19 protein-coding genes and 1 tRNA gene are annotated in these 20281 nt (G+C 69.6%); 5 read left to right on the top strand and 15 right to left on the bottom strand.

What is annotated here, in order from left to right:
• Positions 1-63: 63 nt before the first annotated feature.
• The 3 genes from B2742_RS04465 to arsH form a co-directional block, all read right to left on the bottom strand.
• Positions 64-2016, bottom strand: a complete 1953-nt coding sequence (locus B2742_RS04465) for a M1 family metallopeptidase (RefSeq protein WP_292063446.1) — start codon at positions 2014-2016, stop codon at positions 64-66.
• A 94-nt stretch (positions 2017-2110) separates the two neighbouring features.
• Positions 2111-3370: a multidrug effflux MFS transporter gene (locus B2742_RS04470; RefSeq protein WP_292063448.1), complete on the bottom strand. Its 1260-nt coding sequence runs from the start codon at positions 3368-3370 to the stop codon at positions 2111-2113.
• A 78-nt stretch (positions 3371-3448) separates the two neighbouring features.
• Positions 3449-4174, bottom strand: a complete 726-nt coding sequence (gene arsH, locus B2742_RS04475; RefSeq protein WP_292063450.1) for an arsenical resistance protein ArsH — start codon at positions 4172-4174, stop codon at positions 3449-3451.
• A gap of 22 nt (positions 4175-4196) precedes the next feature.
• Between arsH and B2742_RS04480 the strand changes: the two genes are divergently transcribed.
• Genes B2742_RS04480 through arsC form a run of 3 tightly spaced genes read left to right on the top strand, consistent with a single transcriptional unit; the run spans position 4197 to position 6042 of the window.
• On the top strand, positions 4197-4547 hold the full coding sequence (locus B2742_RS04480; RefSeq protein WP_292063453.1) for an ArsR/SmtB family transcription factor: 351 nt from the start codon (positions 4197-4199) through the stop codon (positions 4545-4547).
• 3 nt (positions 4548-4550) lie between these two features.
• Positions 4551-5606, top strand: coding sequence for an ACR3 family arsenite efflux transporter (gene arsB / locus B2742_RS04485; RefSeq protein WP_292063456.1), 1056 nt, complete (start codon positions 4551-4553; stop codon positions 5604-5606).
• 1 nt (position 5607) lies between these two features.
• The gene (arsC, locus tag B2742_RS04490; protein ID WP_292063458.1) at positions 5608-6042 is read left to right on the top strand and encodes an arsenate reductase (glutaredoxin); all 435 of its coding nucleotides are present in this window, start codon (positions 5608-5610) and stop codon (positions 6040-6042) included.
• A gap of 11 nt (positions 6043-6053) precedes the next feature.
• On the opposite strand, the gene B2742_RS04495 is transcribed toward arsC, so the two are convergent.
• The 7 genes from B2742_RS04495 to B2742_RS04525 form a co-directional block, all read right to left on the bottom strand.
• A tRNA-Leu gene (locus B2742_RS04495) sits at positions 6054-6138 on the bottom strand.
• Positions 6139-6249: 111 nt separating this feature from the next.
• Positions 6250-6768, bottom strand: a complete 519-nt coding sequence (locus B2742_RS04500) for a CcdC protein domain-containing protein (RefSeq protein ID WP_292063461.1) — start codon at positions 6766-6768, stop codon at positions 6250-6252.
• Positions 6769-6980: 212 nt separating this feature from the next.
• Positions 6981-7988 (bottom strand): fumarylacetoacetate hydrolase family protein, encoded by a 1008-nt coding sequence (locus B2742_RS04505; protein ID WP_292063462.1) that lies wholly within the window; start codon positions 7986-7988, stop codon positions 6981-6983.
• Between the two features lie 44 nt (positions 7989-8032).
• Complete coding sequence (locus B2742_RS04510) at positions 8033-8776, bottom strand: hypothetical protein (protein WP_292063464.1); 744 nt, start codon at positions 8774-8776, stop codon at positions 8033-8035.
• Positions 8777-8888: 112 nt separating this feature from the next.
• On the bottom strand, positions 8889-9155 hold the full coding sequence (locus B2742_RS04515; protein ID WP_292063466.1) for a hypothetical protein: 267 nt from the start codon (positions 9153-9155) through the stop codon (positions 8889-8891).
• Positions 9146-9652, bottom strand: a complete 507-nt coding sequence (locus B2742_RS04520; RefSeq protein WP_292063468.1) for a methyltransferase family protein — start codon at positions 9650-9652, stop codon at positions 9146-9148. Before B2742_RS04520 ends, B2742_RS04515 begins: the two co-directional genes overlap by 10 nt.
• A complete protein-coding gene (locus B2742_RS04525) occupies positions 9649-10707 on the bottom strand; it encodes an isoaspartyl peptidase/L-asparaginase family protein (RefSeq protein WP_292063469.1) in 1059 nt (352 codons plus the stop codon). Before B2742_RS04525 ends, B2742_RS04520 begins: the two co-directional genes overlap by 4 nt.
• A gap of 43 nt (positions 10708-10750) precedes the next feature.
• Here B2742_RS04525 and B2742_RS04530 point away from each other — a divergent pair, with 43 nt between their 5' ends.
• Complete coding sequence (locus tag B2742_RS04530; protein ID WP_292063471.1) at positions 10751-10963, top strand: hypothetical protein; 213 nt, start codon at positions 10751-10753, stop codon at positions 10961-10963.
• A 16-nt stretch (positions 10964-10979) separates the two neighbouring features.
• On the opposite strand, the gene B2742_RS04535 is transcribed toward B2742_RS04530, so the two are convergent.
• From B2742_RS04535 to B2742_RS04545, 3 genes are read right to left on the bottom strand one after another with little or no spacing between them, the layout of a single operon-like run.
• Positions 10980-11699 (bottom strand): ABC transporter ATP-binding protein, encoded by a 720-nt coding sequence (locus tag B2742_RS04535; RefSeq protein WP_292063473.1) that lies wholly within the window; start codon positions 11697-11699, stop codon positions 10980-10982.
• Positions 11696-12685 carry a FecCD family ABC transporter permease gene (locus B2742_RS04540; RefSeq protein WP_292063475.1) on the bottom strand — a complete coding sequence of 330 codons (990 nt, stop codon included), beginning with the start codon at positions 12683-12685 and terminating at the stop codon, positions 11696-11698. Before B2742_RS04540 ends, B2742_RS04535 begins: the two co-directional genes overlap by 4 nt.
• Positions 12682-13623: a hypothetical protein gene (locus tag B2742_RS04545; protein ID WP_292063477.1), complete on the bottom strand. Its 942-nt coding sequence runs from the start codon at positions 13621-13623 to the stop codon at positions 12682-12684. Before B2742_RS04545 ends, B2742_RS04540 begins: the two co-directional genes overlap by 4 nt.
• 236 nt (positions 13624-13859) lie before the next feature.
• On the opposite strand from B2742_RS04545, the gene B2742_RS04550 reads away from it, so the two are divergent.
• Positions 13860-15800, top strand: a complete 1941-nt coding sequence (locus B2742_RS04550) for a peptide MFS transporter (RefSeq protein WP_292063479.1) — start codon at positions 13860-13862, stop codon at positions 15798-15800.
• Between the two features lie 108 nt (positions 15801-15908).
• On the opposite strand, the gene B2742_RS04555 is transcribed toward B2742_RS04550, so the two are convergent.
• Positions 15909-17975: a TonB-dependent receptor plug domain-containing protein gene (locus B2742_RS04555; RefSeq protein ID WP_292063481.1), complete on the bottom strand. Its 2067-nt coding sequence runs from the start codon at positions 17973-17975 to the stop codon at positions 15909-15911.
• 114 nt (positions 17976-18089) lie between these two features.
• The gene (locus B2742_RS04560) at positions 18090-20129 is read right to left on the bottom strand and encodes a TonB-dependent receptor plug domain-containing protein (RefSeq protein ID WP_292063483.1); all 2040 of its coding nucleotides are present in this window, start codon (positions 20127-20129) and stop codon (positions 18090-18092) included.
• Positions 20130-20281: the final 152 nt, after the last annotated feature.

A 20281-nucleotide genomic window follows, 5' to 3' on the forward strand; every position in this document is an offset into this window, starting at 1 on the left:
GGCGGAACCTAGTGGCAGGCGACGGTCAAGCCAAGGCGAGGCCGGTCACATGTCGGTGGGTCGCTATGGGCGACCCACCACTGCATCGACCGAATTGGTCGTCACGGGGTGATAGCCGGGCCGCGCCCGAGCGTAGAGCGGCGTCGCGATGGCCCGGCCCCAGTCGCCCTCGGCCCACAGGCTGGTGAACAGCGGCAGGACGAATTTGCGCCGGCCCATGGTGGTCAGGAAGCGCTCGAGGGTCGGCACGGCGGGCTGGTAACGGTGCTGGACCGCGATATCCAGCCAGGCGAAGACCAGCTCGGCATTGCCTTCCTCGCGCAGCTTCAGCGTCGCTTCCAGATCAGCCAGCTGGGCCGGGGTCAGCCAGTCGGCGCCCGCCGCGCCGCCCTCGGGGCGCCAGGCCAGGAAGCGCTGCCGCTCCTGGGTCGACCAGCCCGCCCACGGAATGGCCGAGGCGGGGCCCCTGTCGGCGAAGAAGGCGCGGGCGGCGACGTCGACCGGCGCGAAGGCGCCCGACACCGGCGGGACCCAATTCGACGGCATGCCGGGCTGGTAGATCCAGGCGTCCATCATCAGCTGGTCCTCGAGCGCCTTCGTCGTGACGAGGTGGGCACGGATGTCCTCGAGGAACATCTCGGTGGTCATCGGCCGGAAGGCGTTGCGTTCGAAATAGCCCTTCAGCCAGGCGTCGAACCGTTCGCGGCCGACGGTGCGTTCGATGGTGTGCAGGAAGGCGGCGCCCTTCTCATAGGCGACGTCGGTCAGGCCCTCGTCGGGATCGCGGCCGGCCAGGTCGAGCTTCAGCCGGGTGTCGGCGGCGGGCAGGTCGGCCAGGGTCGACTGCAGGTCGCCCCAGCCCAGCGACTGCAGCATCAGGGCGCGGTCGCGGCCGTAGACCGCCTCCATGATCCGGTTCTCGAAATAGACGGTGAACCCCTCGTTGAGCCAGAAGTCGGCCCAGGTGGCGTTGGTCACCAGATTGCCCGACCAGCTGTGCGCCAGCTCATGCGCCACCAGCGAGACCAGCGACTGGTCGCCGGCGATGATGGTCGGGGTGGCGAAGGTCAGGCGGGGATTCTCCATGCCGCCGAACGGGAAGCTGGGCGGCAGGATCAGCAGGTCGTAGCGACCCCAGCGGTAAGGGCCGTACAGGGCCTCGGCCGCGTCGACCATCTCGGCCGTCGGGACCATTTCAGCGTGGGACGCGGCCAGCATCGACGGCTCGGTCCAGACCCCGGTGCGCTCGTCGATGGCCTCGAAGGCCACGTCACCCACCGCCACTGCGATCAGATAGGGCGGCACCGGATTGGTCATGCGGAAGCGCCAGGCGGTCTGGCCGTCGCCGGCCGGCTCGCCGCGGGTGTTCAGCCCTTCGGCGCTCATCACCACCTTGAGGTCTGACGGGGCGATGATGCGCGCGTCCCAGGTCTGGCGGATGCCGGGGCTGTCCTGGGTCGGGATCCAGGTGCGGGTCAGGATCGCCTGGCCCTGGCTGAACATGTAGGGCTGCCGGCCGCCCGCCGTCTGGGCCGGGGTCAGCCACTGCAGGGCGGCGGCGTCGGGCCGGGTGGCGTAGCGGATGACGATGCGGCGCTGTTCGCCCGCCGCAAAGGCCGGGAAACGGATGGTCAGCGGCTGGCCGAGGATGGGATCGTTATCGCCGGTCTGGAACTGGAGCGGCGCGCCCGTCGCGTCCCGGATGTCCTGGATGTCGAGATTGCGGACGTCGAGGATGATCTCGGTCGCGCCCGGCTCGGCGGTGATGTCCAGCGCGGCCGTGCCCGACAGGGTGCCGGTGGCGAAGTCGGCGGCCAGGTCCAGGGCGACGTGCTTGACCCGGGCGATCTCGGGCCGGGCGTGGGAGTGGATGTCGCGCACATATTCGACTGGCGCCGTGGCCGAAACCGGGACCGGCGGCATGTCCGGACCCGGGCCCATGCCGGGAATCATGGCGCAACCGCCCAGGGCCGCGGCGAGCGCGAATGTGGAGACCAGACCAAGCTTGCGGATCATTGAACGTCCTTGACCAAAGGCCCCGCCGACCTTGCTCGGTCGGTCGGGCCGGGTGCGTTTCCTGCCGGGACAACGCCCCGGCGGGCCGAAAAGATCAAGAGGCGACCAGAACGGGACGCGGGTTGCGCGCCGTGAACAGCTTCCCGCGCTCGGCGATCAGGACGAAGACGAGGGCCGTCACGCCGAGGCTGACGAAGCCGATCGCCATCGGCGCGGCCGAGCCGTTGAACTGCTGCCCGATCAGGAAGCCCAGCGAGGCCCCGCCCGTGGTCGAGATGAACCCCTGGGCCGACGAAGCCGTGCCGGCGATATGGCCCATCGGCTCCATGGCCATGGCGCCGAAATTGCCGGCGATGAAGCCGAAGCAGAACATGGTCAGGGCCTGCAGCACGGCGAATGTCCAGATCGTCTCATGGCCGGACAGGGCGACCGCCGTATGGAGGGCCGACATGGCGATGAAGCCGAGCAGGGCAGTGTGCGAGATCAGTCGCGACCCCAGCCGCTCCACCAGCCGGGCGTTCAGCAGCGACGCCACGGCGATGCCGCCGGCGACCGCGCCGAACACGACGGTGAACAGCTGCGGCTCATGGAAGACGTCGAAGAAAATCTGCTGGCTGGAGTTGATGAAGCCGAACAGGGCGCCCGATATGGCGGTGATGGCGAGGGTGTAGCCGATCGACTGGCGGTTGGTCAGCGCCTGCTGAAAGGCCGAGGCGATGCGCCCGACCTGGATCGGCATCCGGTCCGCGGGATGCAGGGTCTCGGGCAGGCGGATGGCGGCCCAGAGCGCGAAGGCCGCGCCGCCGACGGCGAGCACGCCGAACACCCACGGCCAGGGGGCCACGGTCAGGATCAACTGACCCAGCGCCGGCGCCAGGATGGGCACGCCGAGGAAGACCAGGAAGCTGAGCGACATGACCCGCGCCATGGTCCGCCCCGCATAGCGGTCGCGCACGATCGACACGGCCAGCACACGCAGCGCCGCCGCGCCGACACCCGTCCCGACCCGCGCGGCGATCAGCAGTTCGAACGTCGGCGAAAAGGCGGCCAGCACGCTGAACACGACATAGAGCGACAGGCCGATCATCAGGATCGGTTTGCGCCCGAACCGGTCGGCGAGCGGGCCGTAGATGATCTGGGTCACCCCGAAGCCGAGCAGATAGGCGGTGATGACCCACTGCCGGCTGTTCTCCGAGACCACGCCCAGCGCGTCGCCGATGGCCGGCAGGGCGGGCAGCATGGAGTCGATGGCGAGGGCGTTCAGCGCCATCATCATGGCGATCAGGGCCACGAACTCCGGAAAGCCGGGTCCCTTGAAGGCGGGCGGCGCGGGCTCGGCGGCGGGGAAAGTCATCGGGGGCAGATGGGGCCGGGGCATACGGGTGCAACCGCGCGCGACCGAAATAGCCGGGCCGGCGCGCGATTTCGGCTTTCAGTCGACGGTTTTGAGCACGGCGGTGGCGATACGGTCACCCTCGACGATCCTGCCCGCGGCGCGCCGTTCGCTGTAGCGGTCGACCAGATAGTCGGAGCGGTCGCGGGTTAGCAGGGTGAATTTCACCAGCTCCTCCATCACATCGACGATGCGGTCGTAGTAGGCCGAGAGTTTCATCCGCCCCGCCTCGTCGAACTCCTGCCAGGCCTTGGCCACAGAGGACTGGTTGGGGATGGTGATCATCCGCATCCACCGACCGAGCAGACGCAGGCCGTTGACGGCGTTGAACGACTGCGACCCGCCCGAGACCTGCATCACCGCCAGCGTTCGTCCCTGGGTCGGGCGCACGCCGCCGCTGCTCAGCGGCAGCCAGTCGATCTGGCTCTTCATCACCCCCGTGACCGCGCCGTGGCGTTCAGGGCTGCACCACACCTGGCCTTCGGACCAGAGCGACAGCGCCCGGAGTTCCTGGACCTTCGGATGGTCGGCGCTCTCGGCGTCCGGCAGGGGCAGTCCGCGTGGATGAAAGATGCGGGTCTCGCAGCCGAGGCGCTCAAGAATGCGGGCCGCCTCTTCGGTCGCAAACCGGCTGTAGGACCGCTCACGCAACGACCCGTACAACAGCAGGATCCGCGGCGGATGGCCGGCGCGCCCGAGCGGTTCCAGCCGGGCGAGGTCGGGCGCGTCAAGGAAGCGTTCGTCGAAGCCGGGTTGCTCGGTCATTCATTTCTGATATTCTCGAAATATGGAAATGACAACCGCCATCGAAAGCCTGTCCGCCCTCGCCCATGAGGGCCGGCTGAAGGCCTTCCGTCTGCTGGTGACAGCGGGGCCGGCCGGTCTGGCCGCCGGGGAGATCGCGCGCCGCCTCGGAACGCCGCCCAACACCCTGTCGGCGAACCTCTCCCTGCTGGCCCACGCGGGTCTGGCACAGTCCCGGCGCGATGGCCGGTCGATCATCTATTCGGCCCGGTTCGACCGGATGGGCGCGTTGATGGCGTTCCTCGCCGAAGACTGCTGCGGTGGCGCGGCCGAAGTCTGCGCTCCGGTCGCCGCGGCGGCCAGCCGCTCGCGCTGCCTGCCCGCGGGGGCTTGAGCCATGTCGGTCTTCGAACGCTGGCTCAGCCTCTGGGTCTTCCTCTGCATCGTCGTGGGCATCGGCCTCGGCTGGCTGTTCCCCGACGTCTTCGCCCTGATCGCCCGGGCCGAGATCGCCCAGGTCAATCTTCCGGTCGCCGGCCTGATCTGGCTGATGATCACCCCCATGCTGCTGCGCGTCGACTTCGCCGCCCTCGGTCAGGTCGGAAAATACTGGCGCGGCATCGGGGTGACCCTATTCGTCAACTGGGCGGTCAAGCCCTTCTCCATGGCGCTGCTGGCGTGGCTGTTCATCGCCATCCTGTTCCGGCCGTGGCTGCCGGGTGACCAGATCGACAGCTATATCGCCGGCCTGATCATCCTCGCCGCCGCGCCCTGCACCGCCATGGTCTTCGTCTGGAGCCGGCTGACCAACGGCGAGCCGAATTTCACCCTCAGCCAGGTGGCGCTAAACGACACCATCATGATCGTGGCCTTCGCCCCGATCGTCGGCCTCCTGCTCGGGCTAGCCGCCATCACGGTGCCGTGGGCGACGCTGCTGATCTCGGTCGGCCTCTACATCATCCTGCCGGTCATCGTGGCCCAGGTCGTGCGCCGGATGGTGCTGGCGCGATCGGGCGACGCAGGGCTTGAGCGGCTGCTGACCCGGCTCGGCCCGGTCTCGATCACGGCCCTGCTGGCCACCCTGATCCTGCTGTTCGGCTTCCAGGGCGAGCAGATCCTGGCCCAGCCGCTGGTCATCGGCATCCTCGCCATCCCGATCCTGATCCAGGTCTATTTCAACGCCGGCCTCGCCTACGGGCTGAACCGGGCGACCGGAGAGGCCCACTGCGTGGCCGGCCCGTCGGCCCTGATCGGCGCGTCCAACTTCTTCGAGCTGGCGGTCGCGGCGGCGATCAGCCTGTTCGGCATCAACTCCGGCGCGGCGCTGGCGACCGTCGTCGGTGTGCTGATCGAGGTGCCGGTGATGCTGTCGGTTGTCTGGATCGTCAACCGCTCGAAGGGCTGGTACGAGGCCGGGCCCGCCGTCCGCCGCAACGCCGAACAGGAGCGCTGACATGTCCGACGCCTTCCCCGTCACCGTTTTTCACAACCCCGGCTGCGGCACCTCGCGCAATGTTCTGGCCATGGTCGAGGCGGCCGGATATCGGCCCGAGGTGGTCGAATATCTGCAGGTCGGCTGGACGGTGGACCATCTGGCGGCCCTGTTCGCGGAGGCCGGGCTGACGCCGCGCGAGGCGCTGCGGGACAAGGAGGCGGTGGCGTCTGAGCTGGGCCTTCTGGATCCCGCCGCCCCCGACGCCGCGATCCTGATCGCCATGGTCGAGCATCCGGTGCTGGTGAACCGCCCGATCGTGCGCACCCCGAAGGGCGCCGCCCTGTGTCGGCCGTCGGAGAGGGTGTTCGATCTTCTGGAGCGGACGCCGGACCGGTTCGTCAAGGAAGACGGGGAAGTGGTCACCCCGGCCTCATGCAGCGCGACCGCGCGATAGGCCCAAAGAGGTGGTGCGGGCGGTCGGGCTCGAACCGACACTCCTTTCGGAACCGGATTTTGAGTCCGGCGCGTCTACCAGTTCCACCACGCCCGCACAGGCCGGTTGCTCGCTTCGGCAGGCGCGCTTGGTAGCTTGCGAGGTCTGATCAGGTCAATGCGGATCGGCGGCGGCGGCCGGTCCCACGGGACGGCGAACCCTGAGCCCTTACGCCGCCGCCTCCACATGGCTGTCCGCGCCGCCCGCCAGTATCGCGCGCGCCCGGATGAAGACCTCGAGCCGCTGGGCGACGACCAGGCCGACGGCAAACAGCATGAAGGCGTCAGTGATGACGGCCGCATCGACGTGCCAGGACGCGGCCTGACTTTCCATCACAGAACGGATCGCCGTCCGTCCGAGCAGCAGACCGACGATGAGGATCAGGCCGAACGGCGAGGCCTGGGCCATCAGGGTTCCGTCCGCGGCCTTCTGGATGGTGATGGTCTTGCCGCGCCACCAACCGGCCAGGGCGCCGATCGCCAGGGCCGCCGCGAAGGCTGCCCAGGCCGCCGGTCCGAACGGCTCATGGGGCGTGAAATACAGGCCCGCGCTTATCCCCAGCAGGATCAGCAGCGGCATGACCCACATCCACCGCGGTCGCAGCACGCGGGGTCGCCGGTTGCGCAGCAGGACGAGGACCAGCACCACCGGGATGACGGCGAGCGGGATGATCTGTTCGGGCGTCATGGATGGATCGTCCGGGCGCCGCCCCCCTCGGGCCGCACAGCTTGCCAAAGCTTAATCCGTCAACCGCATCCGTAAAGCGGCGTCGGCGCCTCTGGTCCGTGAAAAGGAAGGAGGCCTGCGATGAGACGATGGCTCACGATCGCCCTGGCCGGGCTGGTCCTGTCCTGTCAGGGACCGGCGGCGGTGCTGGCGCGGGAGAGGGAGGTGGACGGTCAGACCGCCTCGACCACCTGCTCGATGGCGCCGAAGATGGAGTGGTGCTGGTCGTCCAGCATCTCGATGCGGACCGTGTCGCCGGCCTTGAGGAAGGGCGTCTCGGCCTTGCCGCGCAGGATGGTCTCGACGGTGCGGACCTCGGCGATGCAGGAGTAGCCGAGGCCGCCCTCGCTGACCGGCTTGCCCGGGCCGCCGTCGGCGTCGCGGTTCGAAACCGTGCCCGAGCCGATGATGGTCCCGGCGCACAGGCTGCGGGTCCTGGCGAGGTGGGCGATCAGGGTGCCGAAGTCGAAGGTCATGTCGGTCCCGGCGTCGGCCTTGCCGAAATCGGCGCCGTTCAGCTGGACGTTCAGCTCGCCCTTCAGCTTGCCGTCGACCCAGCGGTCGCCCAGCGCGCGCGGGGTGACGAAGACCGGCGACAGGGCCGAGGCGGGCTTGGACTGGACGAAGCCGAAGCCCTTGGCCAGTTCGGCCGGGATCAGGTTGCGCAGGGAGACATCGTTGACCAGGCCGACCAGTCGGATGCAGTCCAGCGCCTCCTCGCGGGTCACGCCCTGGGGCACGTCGCCGGTGACCACCACGACCTCGGCCTCGAGGTCGCAGCCCCAGCTTTCATCGGCCAGCGGGATGGGGTCGCGCGGGGCCAGGAAGCCGTCGGAGCCGCCCTGGTACATCAGCGGGTCGGTCCAGAAGCTGTCGGGCATTTCGGCGCCGCGCGCCTGACGCACGAGGGCGACGTGGTTCACATAGGCCGAGCCGTCGGCCCACTGATAGGCGCGGGGCAGGGGCGCCGCGGCCTCGCGTTCGTGGAAGCGGCCGCGCGGCACGCCGCCGTGCTCAAGGCTTTCGGCCAGGGCGCGCAGGTCGGGCTCGAGCCGGTCCCAGTCGTCGAGCGCCGCCTGCAGCGTCGGGGCGATCAGGAAGGCGTCGGTGAACCAGGCGAGGTCGCTGGAGACGAGAACGAGGCGACCGTCACGGCCGTGCTTGAGCGAGGCGAGTTTCATGGCTCAAGGCTTAGGCGGTTTCTCCGGGGGACGAAACCGGGTTTTCAGTGTTTGGCGCGGGTTCCGCTGACGCGCCCCGCGGCGGAATGACCGGGGTTGGAGAGTTCGGCGTGGGCGGCGCGCAGCTCGGCGACCCGGGCGGACTCGTCGCGCCAGTGCTGGTTGAAGGCGGCGACGGCCAGCCGCAGGGCATTGGTCTGTTCGCGAACGGTCAGACCCCTGGGTTCGTGCACATGGGTCTCTTCCGGCGGATGTCCGCCTGCGCCCCCGGCGTGGACGTTGATGGTGACCGCCGGGGTGGCGGCCGGGTGGGCCTCGTGGCCGGCGGCAGCGTCGTGCGCCGGTCCATGGGCCGCCGCGCCGTGCCCGGCGTCATGTCCGTGGTCATGCCCGCCGCCATGGCCGTGCCCGTGACCCTCCGATGGCCGCCGGCCATGGACCGCGTCCCGCATCTCGCCGATGGACTCTGACAGGCCGCCGACCAGGGTCAGGGTCTTGCCCAGCCGGCCGTCGACCACCTTCAGCAACGCTTCCGCCCGCCCTTTCAGGGCGTTGTCGTCGGCCCCCATGGCGGAGCGGGCCGCGTCATGGATATCCTTCCAGATGGCGTGGGCGGCGTCGGTGCGACGGGTGTTCGACCGCGCGCCCATGTACCAGCCCAACAGCAGGGCCGCCGCGAGTCCCAGCAGGATCGCGCCCCACACGAAGGGGTCAGCCCCGATGTACAGCGGTGCGTCCAGCGGGGCGTTGCCCGGGTCGGCGGTGGCGAAGTCGGCGCCGTAGGACATGCTGCTCCCCCTCCAGAGGCCGTGAACCGGTCGGGGCGCATCTTGCCCCGACGGCTCCGCTTGGCAACGACAAAGGTTAACGGCGCGACCGATTCCCGCTTCGGGCGAGTGGTCAGCGCGGCGGGGTGATCAGGGCCCGGGCCTCGGCCCCGGTGCGGGCGCCGATGTCGCGCACCTCGATCTCGACGGCCACGGCGCCCTCGGGTTCGTGGGCCCAGAGGTAGCGGCGCTCGACCTCGACCTCGCGGCCGGAGGGGGCGATGCCGACGAAGCTGTCGCCCCAGGGGGTGATCTTGATCAGCTCGGGCCAGATCAGGCTGCAGGCCTGGTCCAGCTCCTCGATGGCCATGGCCGAGAGTTCGTCATCGCTCACAGCCATCGCCGGACCTTCTGGCGATAGGCCTCATAGGGCGCGCCGAATTTGGCGGCGAGGTAGCGTTCCTCGCGCGCGATGACGAAGCGGTCGATCACCGCCAGGCAGGGCAGCAGCAGGAGCAGTGCGACCCAGCTGTCCATGGCCACGGTCAGGCCGACATAGGTGACGGCGAAGCCGACGTAGATCGGGTTGCGGCTGAAACGGTACGGGCCCTCGTTGATCAGGACGGTCGACGGCTTCCAAGGCTCGACCGCCGTCCCCCGGCGACGGAACAGGCCCGCCGCCATCCCGTCCAGCAACAGGCCGCCGACGATCAGGGTCAGGGCGACGCCGCGCCGGACCGGCAGCTCCAGCCCGAAGCCCGCCGCCAGCCAGCCAAGGCCGGCCTCGACCGCCTCGGGTCGGGCACCGAGCTCGGCCAGACCCCAGCCGAGCAGCAGGAAGCCGAGATAGATGACCGGCGGCGGGGCGATGACGCCGGGAATGTCGGATTTGGTCACGGTTGCAGGTCCTCATCGCCATAGATGGCCACGGCGGCGGGCGCATCGCTGGAGACGGCGCCGCGATACATGCCAGAGGTCGTCATGGCGAAGCTCGATTGACCCCCCGTGTCCATCACGATGACGCCGCCCGACCCGCCGAGCGCGAGGGCGTCGTCCACCTCGGCCTGGGCGGCGACCTGCGTCGTCGCCCCGCCGGCGATGCGACCGCAGATGTCCCGCGCCACGCTGGCGCGAATATAGAACTCACCATCCCCCGTCGCCGACACCGCGCAGCCGTCGCGGTTCGAGGCATAGGTCCCGGCCCCGATCACCGGCACATCTCCGACCCGGCCCCAGCGTTTGGCGGTCATGCCGCCGGTCGAGGTGCCGGCCGCCAGCCGTCCCTCGCTGTCCAGCGCCACCGCCCCGACGGTGCCGAACTTGCGCTCGTTCAGCGGCGGTGCGGGCAGGGTGCTCTCCGCCATCGGTCCCGGTGCGCCGGCGGGCCGTTCCGGGATCGGCAGGTTCTGCGCCCGCAAGGCCGTCTCCAGCCCGCGCCAGCGCCGCTCCGTGAAGAAGAAGGCCGGGTCGACCTGCTCCAGCCCGACCGAGGCGGCGAACGTATCCGCCCCCTCGCCGATCAGCATGACGTGCGGCGACTGCTCCATCACCGCCCGCGCGGCGGCGATCGGATGGCGGGTGGTGGTCAGCCCGGCAACGGCCCCGGCGGTCAGGTCCGAGCCGTTCATCACGGCGGCGTCCAGCTCGTTGCGGCCGGCGGCGGTGAAGACCGCGCCGCGCCCGGCGTTGAACAGAGGATCGTCCTCCATCAGCTCGATCGCCGCCTGCACCGCGTCCAGCGAAGAGCCGCCGGCGGCCAGCACCGCCGACCCGGCCTCCAGCGCGCGGTGCAAAGCGGCGCGATAGGCCGCGTCCTGTTCCGGCGTCAGGCTGGCGCGCTCAATGACCCCGGCCCCGCCGTGGATGGCGAACGACCAGCGGGGCGCGTACTGCGCGGCGGCGGGAGAGGCGAACAAGGCCAGAAGGGCGAGGGCCGCGAACCAGCGGGTCATTGGCGGGTCTCCGTTTTCACGCTATGTTCGCACCATGTCAGAGGTGACCGACATCGTCGTTCCGGTGCTTCAGAAAATCCAGGCGCAGCTTGGACGCGTCGAGACTGACATCGCCAACATCAAGGAAGACATGCACCACATCAAGGTGCGCATGACCTCGATCGAAGAGAACTTCGTGTCGGTGAATCGCCGGATGGATCACTTCGGCCTGCGCCTGGACCGGATCGAACGTCGACTGGATCTGGTCGAGGTCTGATCTCCCGCCGCCACCCTCAACTCAAGGCCTGACCGCAGCACGGACAGCCCGAAACCTCGACCCCGAACAGGGCGCGGACCCGGTCCGGCGCGAGGGCGCGGGCGGGCGTGGCGGCCTCCATCCCGTCGGGGCCGATGGCCAGCACCCGGTCGGCGCGGGCGGCGAAGGGCAGGTGATGGGTCGAGGCGATCACCACGCGCCTCTCGGCGGCCAGGGCCCGGATCGCCGCCTCGACCGCCTGTGCATGCGCCGGGTCGAGCAGGGCGAGGGGTTCGTCCAGCAGACAGAGCGGCGCGTCCTGCACGAACAGGCGGGCGATCAGCACCAGCTGCTGCTGGCCGCTGGACAGCCGGTCGAAGGGGCGGTCGGCGAGGTCGAGCACGTCCAGTCGATCCAGGGCGCTTCGCGCCGCCGCGAGGTCGTCCGCCGTCAGCCCCGGCGACCAGCGGCGCCTCCCGGCGCGGCCCAGGGCCGTCAGGTGGAGGGCGGAGAAGCCGGCGGACACCGCCCCCGGCGGCGGCAGAAAGGCGGCGGCGGGCCGGGCGACCGACCCCGCCAGCGGTGGCAGCAGGCCCGCCAGGGTCTTCAGCAGGGTGGTCTTGCCGGCGCCGTTGGGCCCGATCAGGACCACCAACTCGCCGGGGATGATGGCCAGATCCAGCGGCGGCAGGCGGAAGCCCCCGCCCCCGCGCGACGACCGGCCCGCGACCAGGCCCTCGAGCAGGACGCCGCTCACGACCGCCTCGATGTGACGACGAACAGGATCAGGAAGGCCGGCGCGCCGACGGCGGCGGAGAGCAGGCCGACCGGAATTTCCGCGGGGCCGAAGGCGGTGGCCAGCCGGTCGATGACGAGGGCGAACAGGGCGCCCAGGGCCATGGAGGCCGGGATCAGCCGCCCCGCCCGCTCGCCGACGATCAGGCGGGCGGCGTGGGGCGCCAGCAGGCCGATCCAGCCGACCACGCCGGCCACCGCGACGGCCGAGGAGGTCATCAGGGCGGCGGCGGCGAGGGCCAGCAGCCGCAGGGGCCGGGCGGGCAGGCCCAGCGACCGCGCCTGCTCATCCCCCAGCGACAGGATGTCGAGCCGGAAGCCCAGCCAGATCAGCACGGCGGCGCCGAAGGCCACCGGGACCAGGGCGATGACCGCCTCGCTCAGCGTCGCCCGGGTGAAAGAGCCGAGCAGCCAGTAGGTGATCGAGGGCAGCTGCGACCAGGGGTCGGCGATGACGACGACCAAACCCACGCCCGCCGAGGCCAGGGCCCCGGCCACGACGCCGCACAGGATCAGGGCGAGGCGGCCGTCGCCGCTGCGGGTCAGGGCGGCGCAGGCCAGGGCCAGGGCTCCGGCGGCCAGGCCGCCGGCGAAGGCGGCCCCCTGCACAAGGGCCGCGCCGGCGCCCAGCAGCAGGGCCAGGGCCGCGCCGAGACCGGCCCCGGACGAGACCCCCAGCAGATCGGGCGCCGCCAGCGGATTGCGGAACAGGATCTGGAATCCCGCCCCCGCGCCGGCCAGGGCGGCGCCGCAGGTCAGGGCGGACAGCAGACGGGGCCCGCGCAGGGCCAGGGCCAGTTCCGCCTCGGCCGACCCTTGCCCGGTCAGGGCCGCCAGCAAGGCGTCGGGCGCCACGCCCAGCGGCCCCGTCGCCATCACCGCCAGGGCGCCGGCCAGCGCCAGCAGGACGAGGGTCGCCGGCAGCAGGGCGGCCCTCAACCGGCTCACGGTATCCACTGCGGCATGGCCACCGCGACCGGCGACATGCCGTACAGGCGGCGGGTCAGGGCCGCGACCTCCATCGGCGCCCCGGCCGGGTCCGCCAGCCAGGCGCAGGCAAGCAGGCGATTGACCGACGGCGGTCGGTCGATCCAGCCGAACGGTTGATCCGGCAACAGCAACACCCGCCGTCGGCTTCCGTCCCGCCGGGTGCGCCAGACGGGATCGCGACGGACGGCTGCGGCGAAGGCGGCGCTCAGGGTGACCAGCGCCTCGGGGTCCCAGGCGGCGACCTGTTCACGGGAGACCCGGCCGATGTCGCGCGAGCCCACGGCGACATTGGTCCAGCCCGCGCCCTCCAGCACCTCGGTGGCCAGGGCGCCACGGAAGCCGGTCTCCAGCCCGTCGGGTCCGCGCGCATAGTAGAAGGCCGGCCCGGCGGGCGCGCGGCGCCAGCGTTCGAGCACCCCGGCGGCCTTGTCGGCCAGGCCGGCGGCGGTCCTTTCAGCGTCCAGCAGGGCAGCGGCCTCGCGAATCGCCTCGGGGATTCGCGTCAGGGCGCCGTCGATCAGGCGCCAGTCGACGCCGAGGCGCGCCTTCATCCGGTCGCCGAGGCTCTGGTTCTCCGGATCGGTGTCGCCATAGTCGATCACCAGTCGGGGCTTCAGCGCCGCGAGCGCCTCCGGATTCGCCGGTCGCCCGCCGCCGCCCAACGCCCCCAGTTCGGGCAGGCCGGCGGCCAGAGCGGGCAGGGCCGCCAGGCCGTCGGTCGAGGGCTTGAGCGGCCAGCCGGCCAGCCGCTCGCGCGCCACCGCCCAGATCAGCAGGGCGGCGGGCTGACCCACTGCGACCACATCGCCGGTCCGGGCCGGGGAGGGGGACCCGCAGGCCGCGAGCGCCGTGGCCCCGCCCAATCCGATCAGCGCCGTTCGCCGCGTCGTCGTCATCAAGAGCCCGTTCTCGCCGAATCCGGCCATCCTGCCGCGCCGCCCGGCGATGCGCCACCTCACAGCCAATTTACCCTTAACCCTTGTCCGGTCTTCCGCCCCGTGCTGCTTATGCGGCCTCGCGCGTCAGGTGGGGCGCAGCAATATGGGAGTGAGCCGTTGAGTAGAACGGACATTGGGGGGACGTTTTCGGCGTCCTGCGGGTTCAGAATCCGACGTCTGCGGGGAGATCTCGCATGAACATCGTCATCATCGCCGGTCTGATCATCACCCTGCTGACGGGCGTGCCCGTTTTGATGCAGATTCTGAAACACCATCCGCGCGGACTGATCATCCTGTTCTTCGCCGAGATGTGGGAGCGCTTCTCCTACTACGGCATGCGCGGCATCCTGATCTTCTTCCTGACCCAGCATTTCCTGTTCGATGACGCCCTGGCCGGGTCGACCTATGGCTCCTACACCTCGCTCGTCTATCTGCTTCCCCTGCTCGGCGGCATCATGGCCGACCGCTATATCGGCACCCGCAAGGCGATCGCCTTCGGCGCCCTGCTGCTGGTCGCCGGTCACGGCATGATGGCCCTCGAGGGCCGTCCGGCCACCGAGACCCTGACCTATGCCGGCGCGGCCTACGATATCTCGGCCGAAGGCCGGGGCGCGAGCCGCGACGTCGCCATCGTCGTCGACGGCCAGAAATATGAGTTCGGCCCGGCCGAAGGCGGCGGCATCGCCGTCGAGGGCCTGCCCGCGGGCTCGGTCCTTCCGGCGACCCTGGCGCCGGGAACCTATGAGATGAAGCAGGATCGCGACACCGGCGGCGTCAACATCTTCTATCTCGCCCTGTCGCTGATCATCATGGGTGTCGGCTTCCTCAAGCCGAACATCTCGACCATCGTCGGCCAGCTCTATCCGCAAGGCGATCCGCGGCGGGATTCCGGCTTCACCCTCTACTATTACGGCATCAACCTCGGCGCCTTCTGGGCGGCGGTCCTGTGCGGCTATCTCGGCCAGACCGTGGGCTGGTGGGCCGGCTTCGGTCTCGCCGGCCTCGGCATGGCGCTGGGCTGGGTCGTGTTCGTGCTCGGCAAGCCGCTGCTGCAAGGCAAGGGCGAACCGCCCAACCCCGAACTGCTGAAACGCCCGCTGTTCGGCCCGCTCAACCGTGAATGGCTGATCTACATCCTCGCCGTCCTCGGCGTCGGCGTGGTCTGGTTCATGGTCCAGCGCAACGCCCTCGTCGGCACGGTGCTCACGTTGGCGACCGTGGCATCGCTGGGGGCCATCCTTCTGGTCATCCTGTTCGTCTGCAAGACCTGGGCGCAGCGTCAGCGCATGATGCTGGCCCTGGTGCTGATCTTCGGCGCCGTGGTCTTCTTCACCCTGTTCGAACAGGCCGGCACCTCACTCAATCTGTTCGCCGACCGCAACGTGGACCTGACCATCACCCCCGTGGCGATGCAGTTCCTCGGCATCACCATCGGCACCCCGGCCCAGCTGGCCGCGGCGGGGATCACGCCTTCGGGCTTCTGGATCGACGCCACCATCACGGCGGCGCAGGTGCAGTCGTTCAACGCCGGCTTCATCCTCATCTTCGCCCCGATCTTCGCGGCGATGTGGGCCTGGCTGGCCAGCAAGAAGATGGACCCCAACCCGACCATGAAGTTCGGTCTCGGCCTGATCCAGGTCGGTCTCGGCTTCCTGGTGGTGGTCTGGGCCGCCAGCTCCGGCATGGTCAGTCCGACCTTCCAGATGCCGCTGATGATCCTCGCCCTGCTCTACATGCTGCACACGACGGGTGAGCTGTTCCTGTCGCCGGTGGGGCTGTCGGAGATCACCAAACTGTCCATGCCTTCGGTCGTCAGCTTCATGATGGCCGTCTGGTTCCTGGCCAGCTCCATCGCCCAGTTCGTCGGCGGCAGGATCGCCGGCCTGATGGGCACCGAGACGGTCGGCGGCCAGGTTCTGGACCCGCAGGGCGCCCTGGCGACCTCGCTGGACGGCTTCAACAAGCTGGGCCAGTGGGGCGTCGGCATCGGCGTGGGCTTCATCCTGATCAGCTTCCTGATCAAGGGCTGGTCCCACGGGGCCAATGACGCCGAGAACCATCCCGGACCCACCCTGACCGATCGTGGTCAGGAAGACGGCAATGTCGCCAAGCCGGACGCCAGCACCGCGGGCTGACCCGGAACCGGGACTGAAAACAGGAAGGGCGGAACCGCGAGGTTCCGCCCTTTTTGGCGCGTCGAGGGCGCGCGCGCCGCAGTTTGGGCTTGGGGCGTGTCGCCTTCTTCAGAAGGTCCTTCTTATCTGGACGAACAGCCAGGGGCTCATCTGCGTGCGTCGCACCTCGCGGAAGGCCAGGGGAGCGCTGTCGCGGGGCCCGGTGTAGATGTCGCGGTCATAGCCGGAGGACCGGTCGGTGGCGTTGCCGAGGTCGACCCGGACGGTCAGGTCCGCGCGCGGTTTCCACTGGCCGTACAGGGTGACGAAGGGCTCGTTGTAGAAGGCCCGGACCTCGCGGACCCGCAAGGCGCGCCCCTTGTCGAGGTTGCAGCCGTGGTCGAAACCGTAGGACCAGCGGCCGCCCATCAGATCGTGATTGAAGTTGACCCCGCAGCCGAACGCCTGGTTGCCCCGGAAGCGGCGGATCTCGCCGGTCAGGGGATCGGTCACCTCGGTATGAACCCAGCTGGCGCGGGCCTGGAGGCGGGCGTTGGGGATGCCCAGCTTGTCCATCGGCAGGGTCAGGCGGGTTTCGAACAGATCGAACGAGCCGTCGCCGATGTTGCCGACGCCGTCGAAGCCGCCGGCCAGGGGGATGAAGTCGATCACATCCTCGACCTCGCCGTGCTGGGCCGTCATGGTCAGCACGCCCTCGCCCCAGAAGCGGCGCTCATAGACGGCTTCCAGAATGGTGGTCTTGTCGGGCTCAAGGTCCGGGTTGCCGCCCTCGACCTGGCCGATGTCGATGTCGGCGGAGGCGACGAAGTCGCCGAAGTCCAGCTGCCCCACCTCGCGCTCGGCGCGGAAGCGGAACTGGTGGCCGTCCCAAGGGGTCCAGGTCAGCTGGACCCGCGGCTTGGGATAGACGAAGGATTTGGTCAGGTCGCTGTCGCCGGACTGGCTGATTTCCGAAACCTCGACCCGCAGGCCGGCCTCGATCGTCAGTTTCGGGCTCGGTCGCCAGGTCGTCTGGCCGAAGATCTCGCCGCGCAGCTCCTCGACCTTGACCGAGGCCGAGGGCAGCGGGATCGCCACGCCGTTCTCCTCATAGGCGGTCGCGCTGTCGAGGAAGTTGTAGGCCACCTCGCCGCCGGTCTCGAACGCCCAGCGATCGTTGGGCCGGAATCGCACCACGCCGCGACCGATGGACTCGCCCGAGGTGGAGTCCGCGGTGAAGATCGAATTGTCGCCCGCGCTCTCGGAGACGCCGGTGTAGTCCTCGGTCGAATACCGCTGCAGTCCGGTCAGCTCGAGGCCGAGCCGCGGGCTGAGATCGCGCGTCCAGTTGATCCCCAGCTCGCCGTTGATCGAGTCGGATTCCTCGTCATTGAAGCTGTCCACGCCGGCGCCTGAACGGATCAGGACGTCCTGGGCGCGCTCGCTCCCGAACCAGCCCAGCAGGCCGTTGACGCGCAACAGACCGTCGCCCACCCGGCGCTGGACGGCGCCGGTGGCGCGCACATTGCGGAAGCGGTCCCACAGGATCAGGTCAGCATCCTGGATCAGGGTCCCGGCGGCGTCATAGCGGCGCCGGAAGCCGTCGCCGGTGCCGTCGGTGCGGTCGGTCGTGGCGGTGATCGACGCCTCGATCAGATTGTCCCCTTCCCGCCGCGAATAGCGGCCGGCGAGGATCGGGCCGATGTAGCCGTCCGGGTAGAAATAGGAGTTGGCCTCCATCACCCGCTCGGTCGTCACGGTCCGGATCAGCACGACATTGGCGACGACCGACTGGCCCTGCATGTCGATGCCGGGCGCGCCGCCGCGGATCAGTTCGACGCGGGCGACGCTGGCGGCCGAGATGCGGCGCAGGATCTGGTCCAGGCTGTCGCTCTTGGTCGACGGCCGCGCGCCGTCGACCAGAACGTTGCCGGCGGAGCCCGCCAGGCCCCGCGTGCCGCTGTCGCCCATCATCAGGCCGAAGCCCGGCAGGCGGTTGATCATGTCGAAGGCGGTGTCCGGCCGGGCGTCGGCGAAGAAGGCGGGCTCGAAGACCAGCACGCCCCGCTGGGCGGCGTCGACGGCAGGGGCGCTCGAGGTCGGCCCGGCGGCGACCTCGGGCATGGCGCCCTGGGCCAAGGCCGGTCCGGCGAACGCGCACACGGCCGCTCCGGCCAGCCAGATCGCTTTGGTCATCTATCCCTCTCCCTGTTGCAGGAACGGTGCCCGGCGACCGGCGGCGCCTCCAGTTACAAGCCGGACAGGTGGATTAATTCGCCGACAGGCTTGGGGCGGGGACGTGGCCGCCCCTTAGAACGTCTTCTTCAGCCGCAGCGAAACGAAGGTGCGGGGATCGATGTAGCGGTTCTCGACATAGGCGATCGGCCGGGCCGGGGTACGGTCCGCATAGACGGTGCGCTCGACCTCGAAATCGTCCCAGATATTGAGCTGGGCCCGCAGCGACAGGGTCGGCGTCGGCTTATACTCGGCCCAGACCTCGAAATAGTCGGCGCCGCGGAAACCGGAAGTCTGGTCGGGGCCGTAGCCGACCTGTTGCAGGCTCGCGAGATAGGCCCCGCCCCACTGGAGTTTCCACGAGGTGATGTCCTGGGCGATGGTGAAGGCCGGTTGGGAGGGGCGGATCTGCGAAATGGGGCGGATCTCGCCCGTGGTCGGGTCGGTGACCTCGGTGTGGTTCCAGGTGTTGCGGAAGCCCAGACGGCCGCCGGTGAAGCCGACCCGGTCCATCGGCACGAGGATGTTCACCACCAGCTGATCCAGCGTGCCGTCGCCGATATTGCCCACCGCCGACAGGCCCATGTCGAGCGGGATCACATCGATGGCGTCGACGATCTCGTCGTGACGCACGCCGATGCTGATGATGCCGTCCTCCCAGAAGCGGCGTTCATAGGTCAGTTCGGTGATCCAGCGCTGTTCCGGCTCCAGGTCGGCGTTGCCGCCCAGCACATTCTCGTCGGTCAGATCGGACGAGGCGGCGAAGTCGCCGAAGTCCAGCTGGCCCAGCTCGCGCTCGAAGCGGAAGCGCAGCTGGTTGTTCGGCCGCGGGGTCCAGGTCGCCTGCAACCGGGGCTTGGCGAAGAAGAAGCTCTTCTCCTGTTCGGCGTCGCCCGACTGGGTGATGGTCGAGCCCTCCAGCCGCAGCCCGGCCTCAAGCGTCAGGTCGGGCCGCACGCGCCATGTACTCTTGCCGAACACCTCGCCGCGCAGCTCCTCGACCATGACCGAGGCCGACGGCAGGGGCACGGCCACGCCGCCGACGGTGAACGCCTGGCGGGTGTCGAGCATATTGTAGGCCATCTCGCCGCCGCTCTCGAAGGTCAGGGCGGTCGAGCGTTCGAATCGCAGCGTGCCACGCAGGATCGTCTCCGAAGCGTCGCCCTCGCCGACGAACCGCTGCTCGGGGCTGTCGATCCCGCCGATCCGGGTGCGCGAGGTCGAAACGCCCTCGAAGGACTCAAACTGATGGATGAACCGCGTCTCCAGGTTCAGGCGCGCGCTCAGAGGCCGGGTGTAGACCGCCCCGAACTCTCCGCTCGAGCCGTCGTTGTCGTACAGGTTCTCGCGCCGCACCGTCGGCGCCGTCTGAAGATCGATCGAGTGGTAGTCGTTGACGCCATAGCGCGCCGTCAGGTCGATCTTCCCGCCCAGTAAAGGCGTGGCGTAGTTGCCGCGGATTCCGCTGCCGCCGCCGTACTGATCGTTGTAATAGTCCTCCTGCCGGATGATGACGCCGTTGGCGTCACGGCGGATCACCGGCCCGACGCCGTTGGCGTCGCTCATGGACCGGCCGTCGCTCAGCGTGACGCCCCAGGTGGTGTCGCCGTCCTTGGCGGTGAACTGGTACGAGCCGCCGTACAGATCCTGTCCGCCGTCGAACAGGGCGGCCTCAAGGGTCAGGATCGACTGGCGGCTGGATTCGGTGCGGGTGATCACGTTCACGACGACGGCGAAGCCCTGCATGTCGATGCCGGGCGCCCCGCCGCGGATCAGCTCGATCCGCTCGACCTGACCGGCGAGGGTGCGCGACAGCACGGCCGAACCGGTGTCGTTCTTGGAGGCCGGCCGGGCGCCGTTGACCAGCACATTGCCGACCGAGCCTTCAAAGCCGCGGCTGCCGTCGCCATCGACGACGCTGAAGCCGGGCACGCGGCTGACCATGTCCAGGGCCGTGTTCGGGCGCTGGTCGGCGAAGAAGTCGGGGGTGAAGACCAGGATCCCCTGTCCGGCGGAGTCGGCGGTGGGCCCGGGGGCGGGCGGGGGTGTCTGGGCCAAGCCCGCGCCGGCGCTCAGCAGGATGGCCGTCGTCGCCATCAGGATGGTCTTGGTCATTGCAGGATTCCCCTCGTCGTGTGACGAAGGTGTGGCGTCCTGTCGCGGCACTCTCCAGTTACAAGACGGACAGGTGGATTAAATCTCCGACAGATTACGGACCTGTCATCAATGTGTTCTGAAATGGGTCTGCGGTTACTTGATCCCGCCAA

This window comes from Brevundimonas sp. UBA7664 (assembly GCF_002483305.1).
Lineage (GTDB): Bacteria > Pseudomonadota > Alphaproteobacteria > Caulobacterales > Caulobacteraceae > Brevundimonas.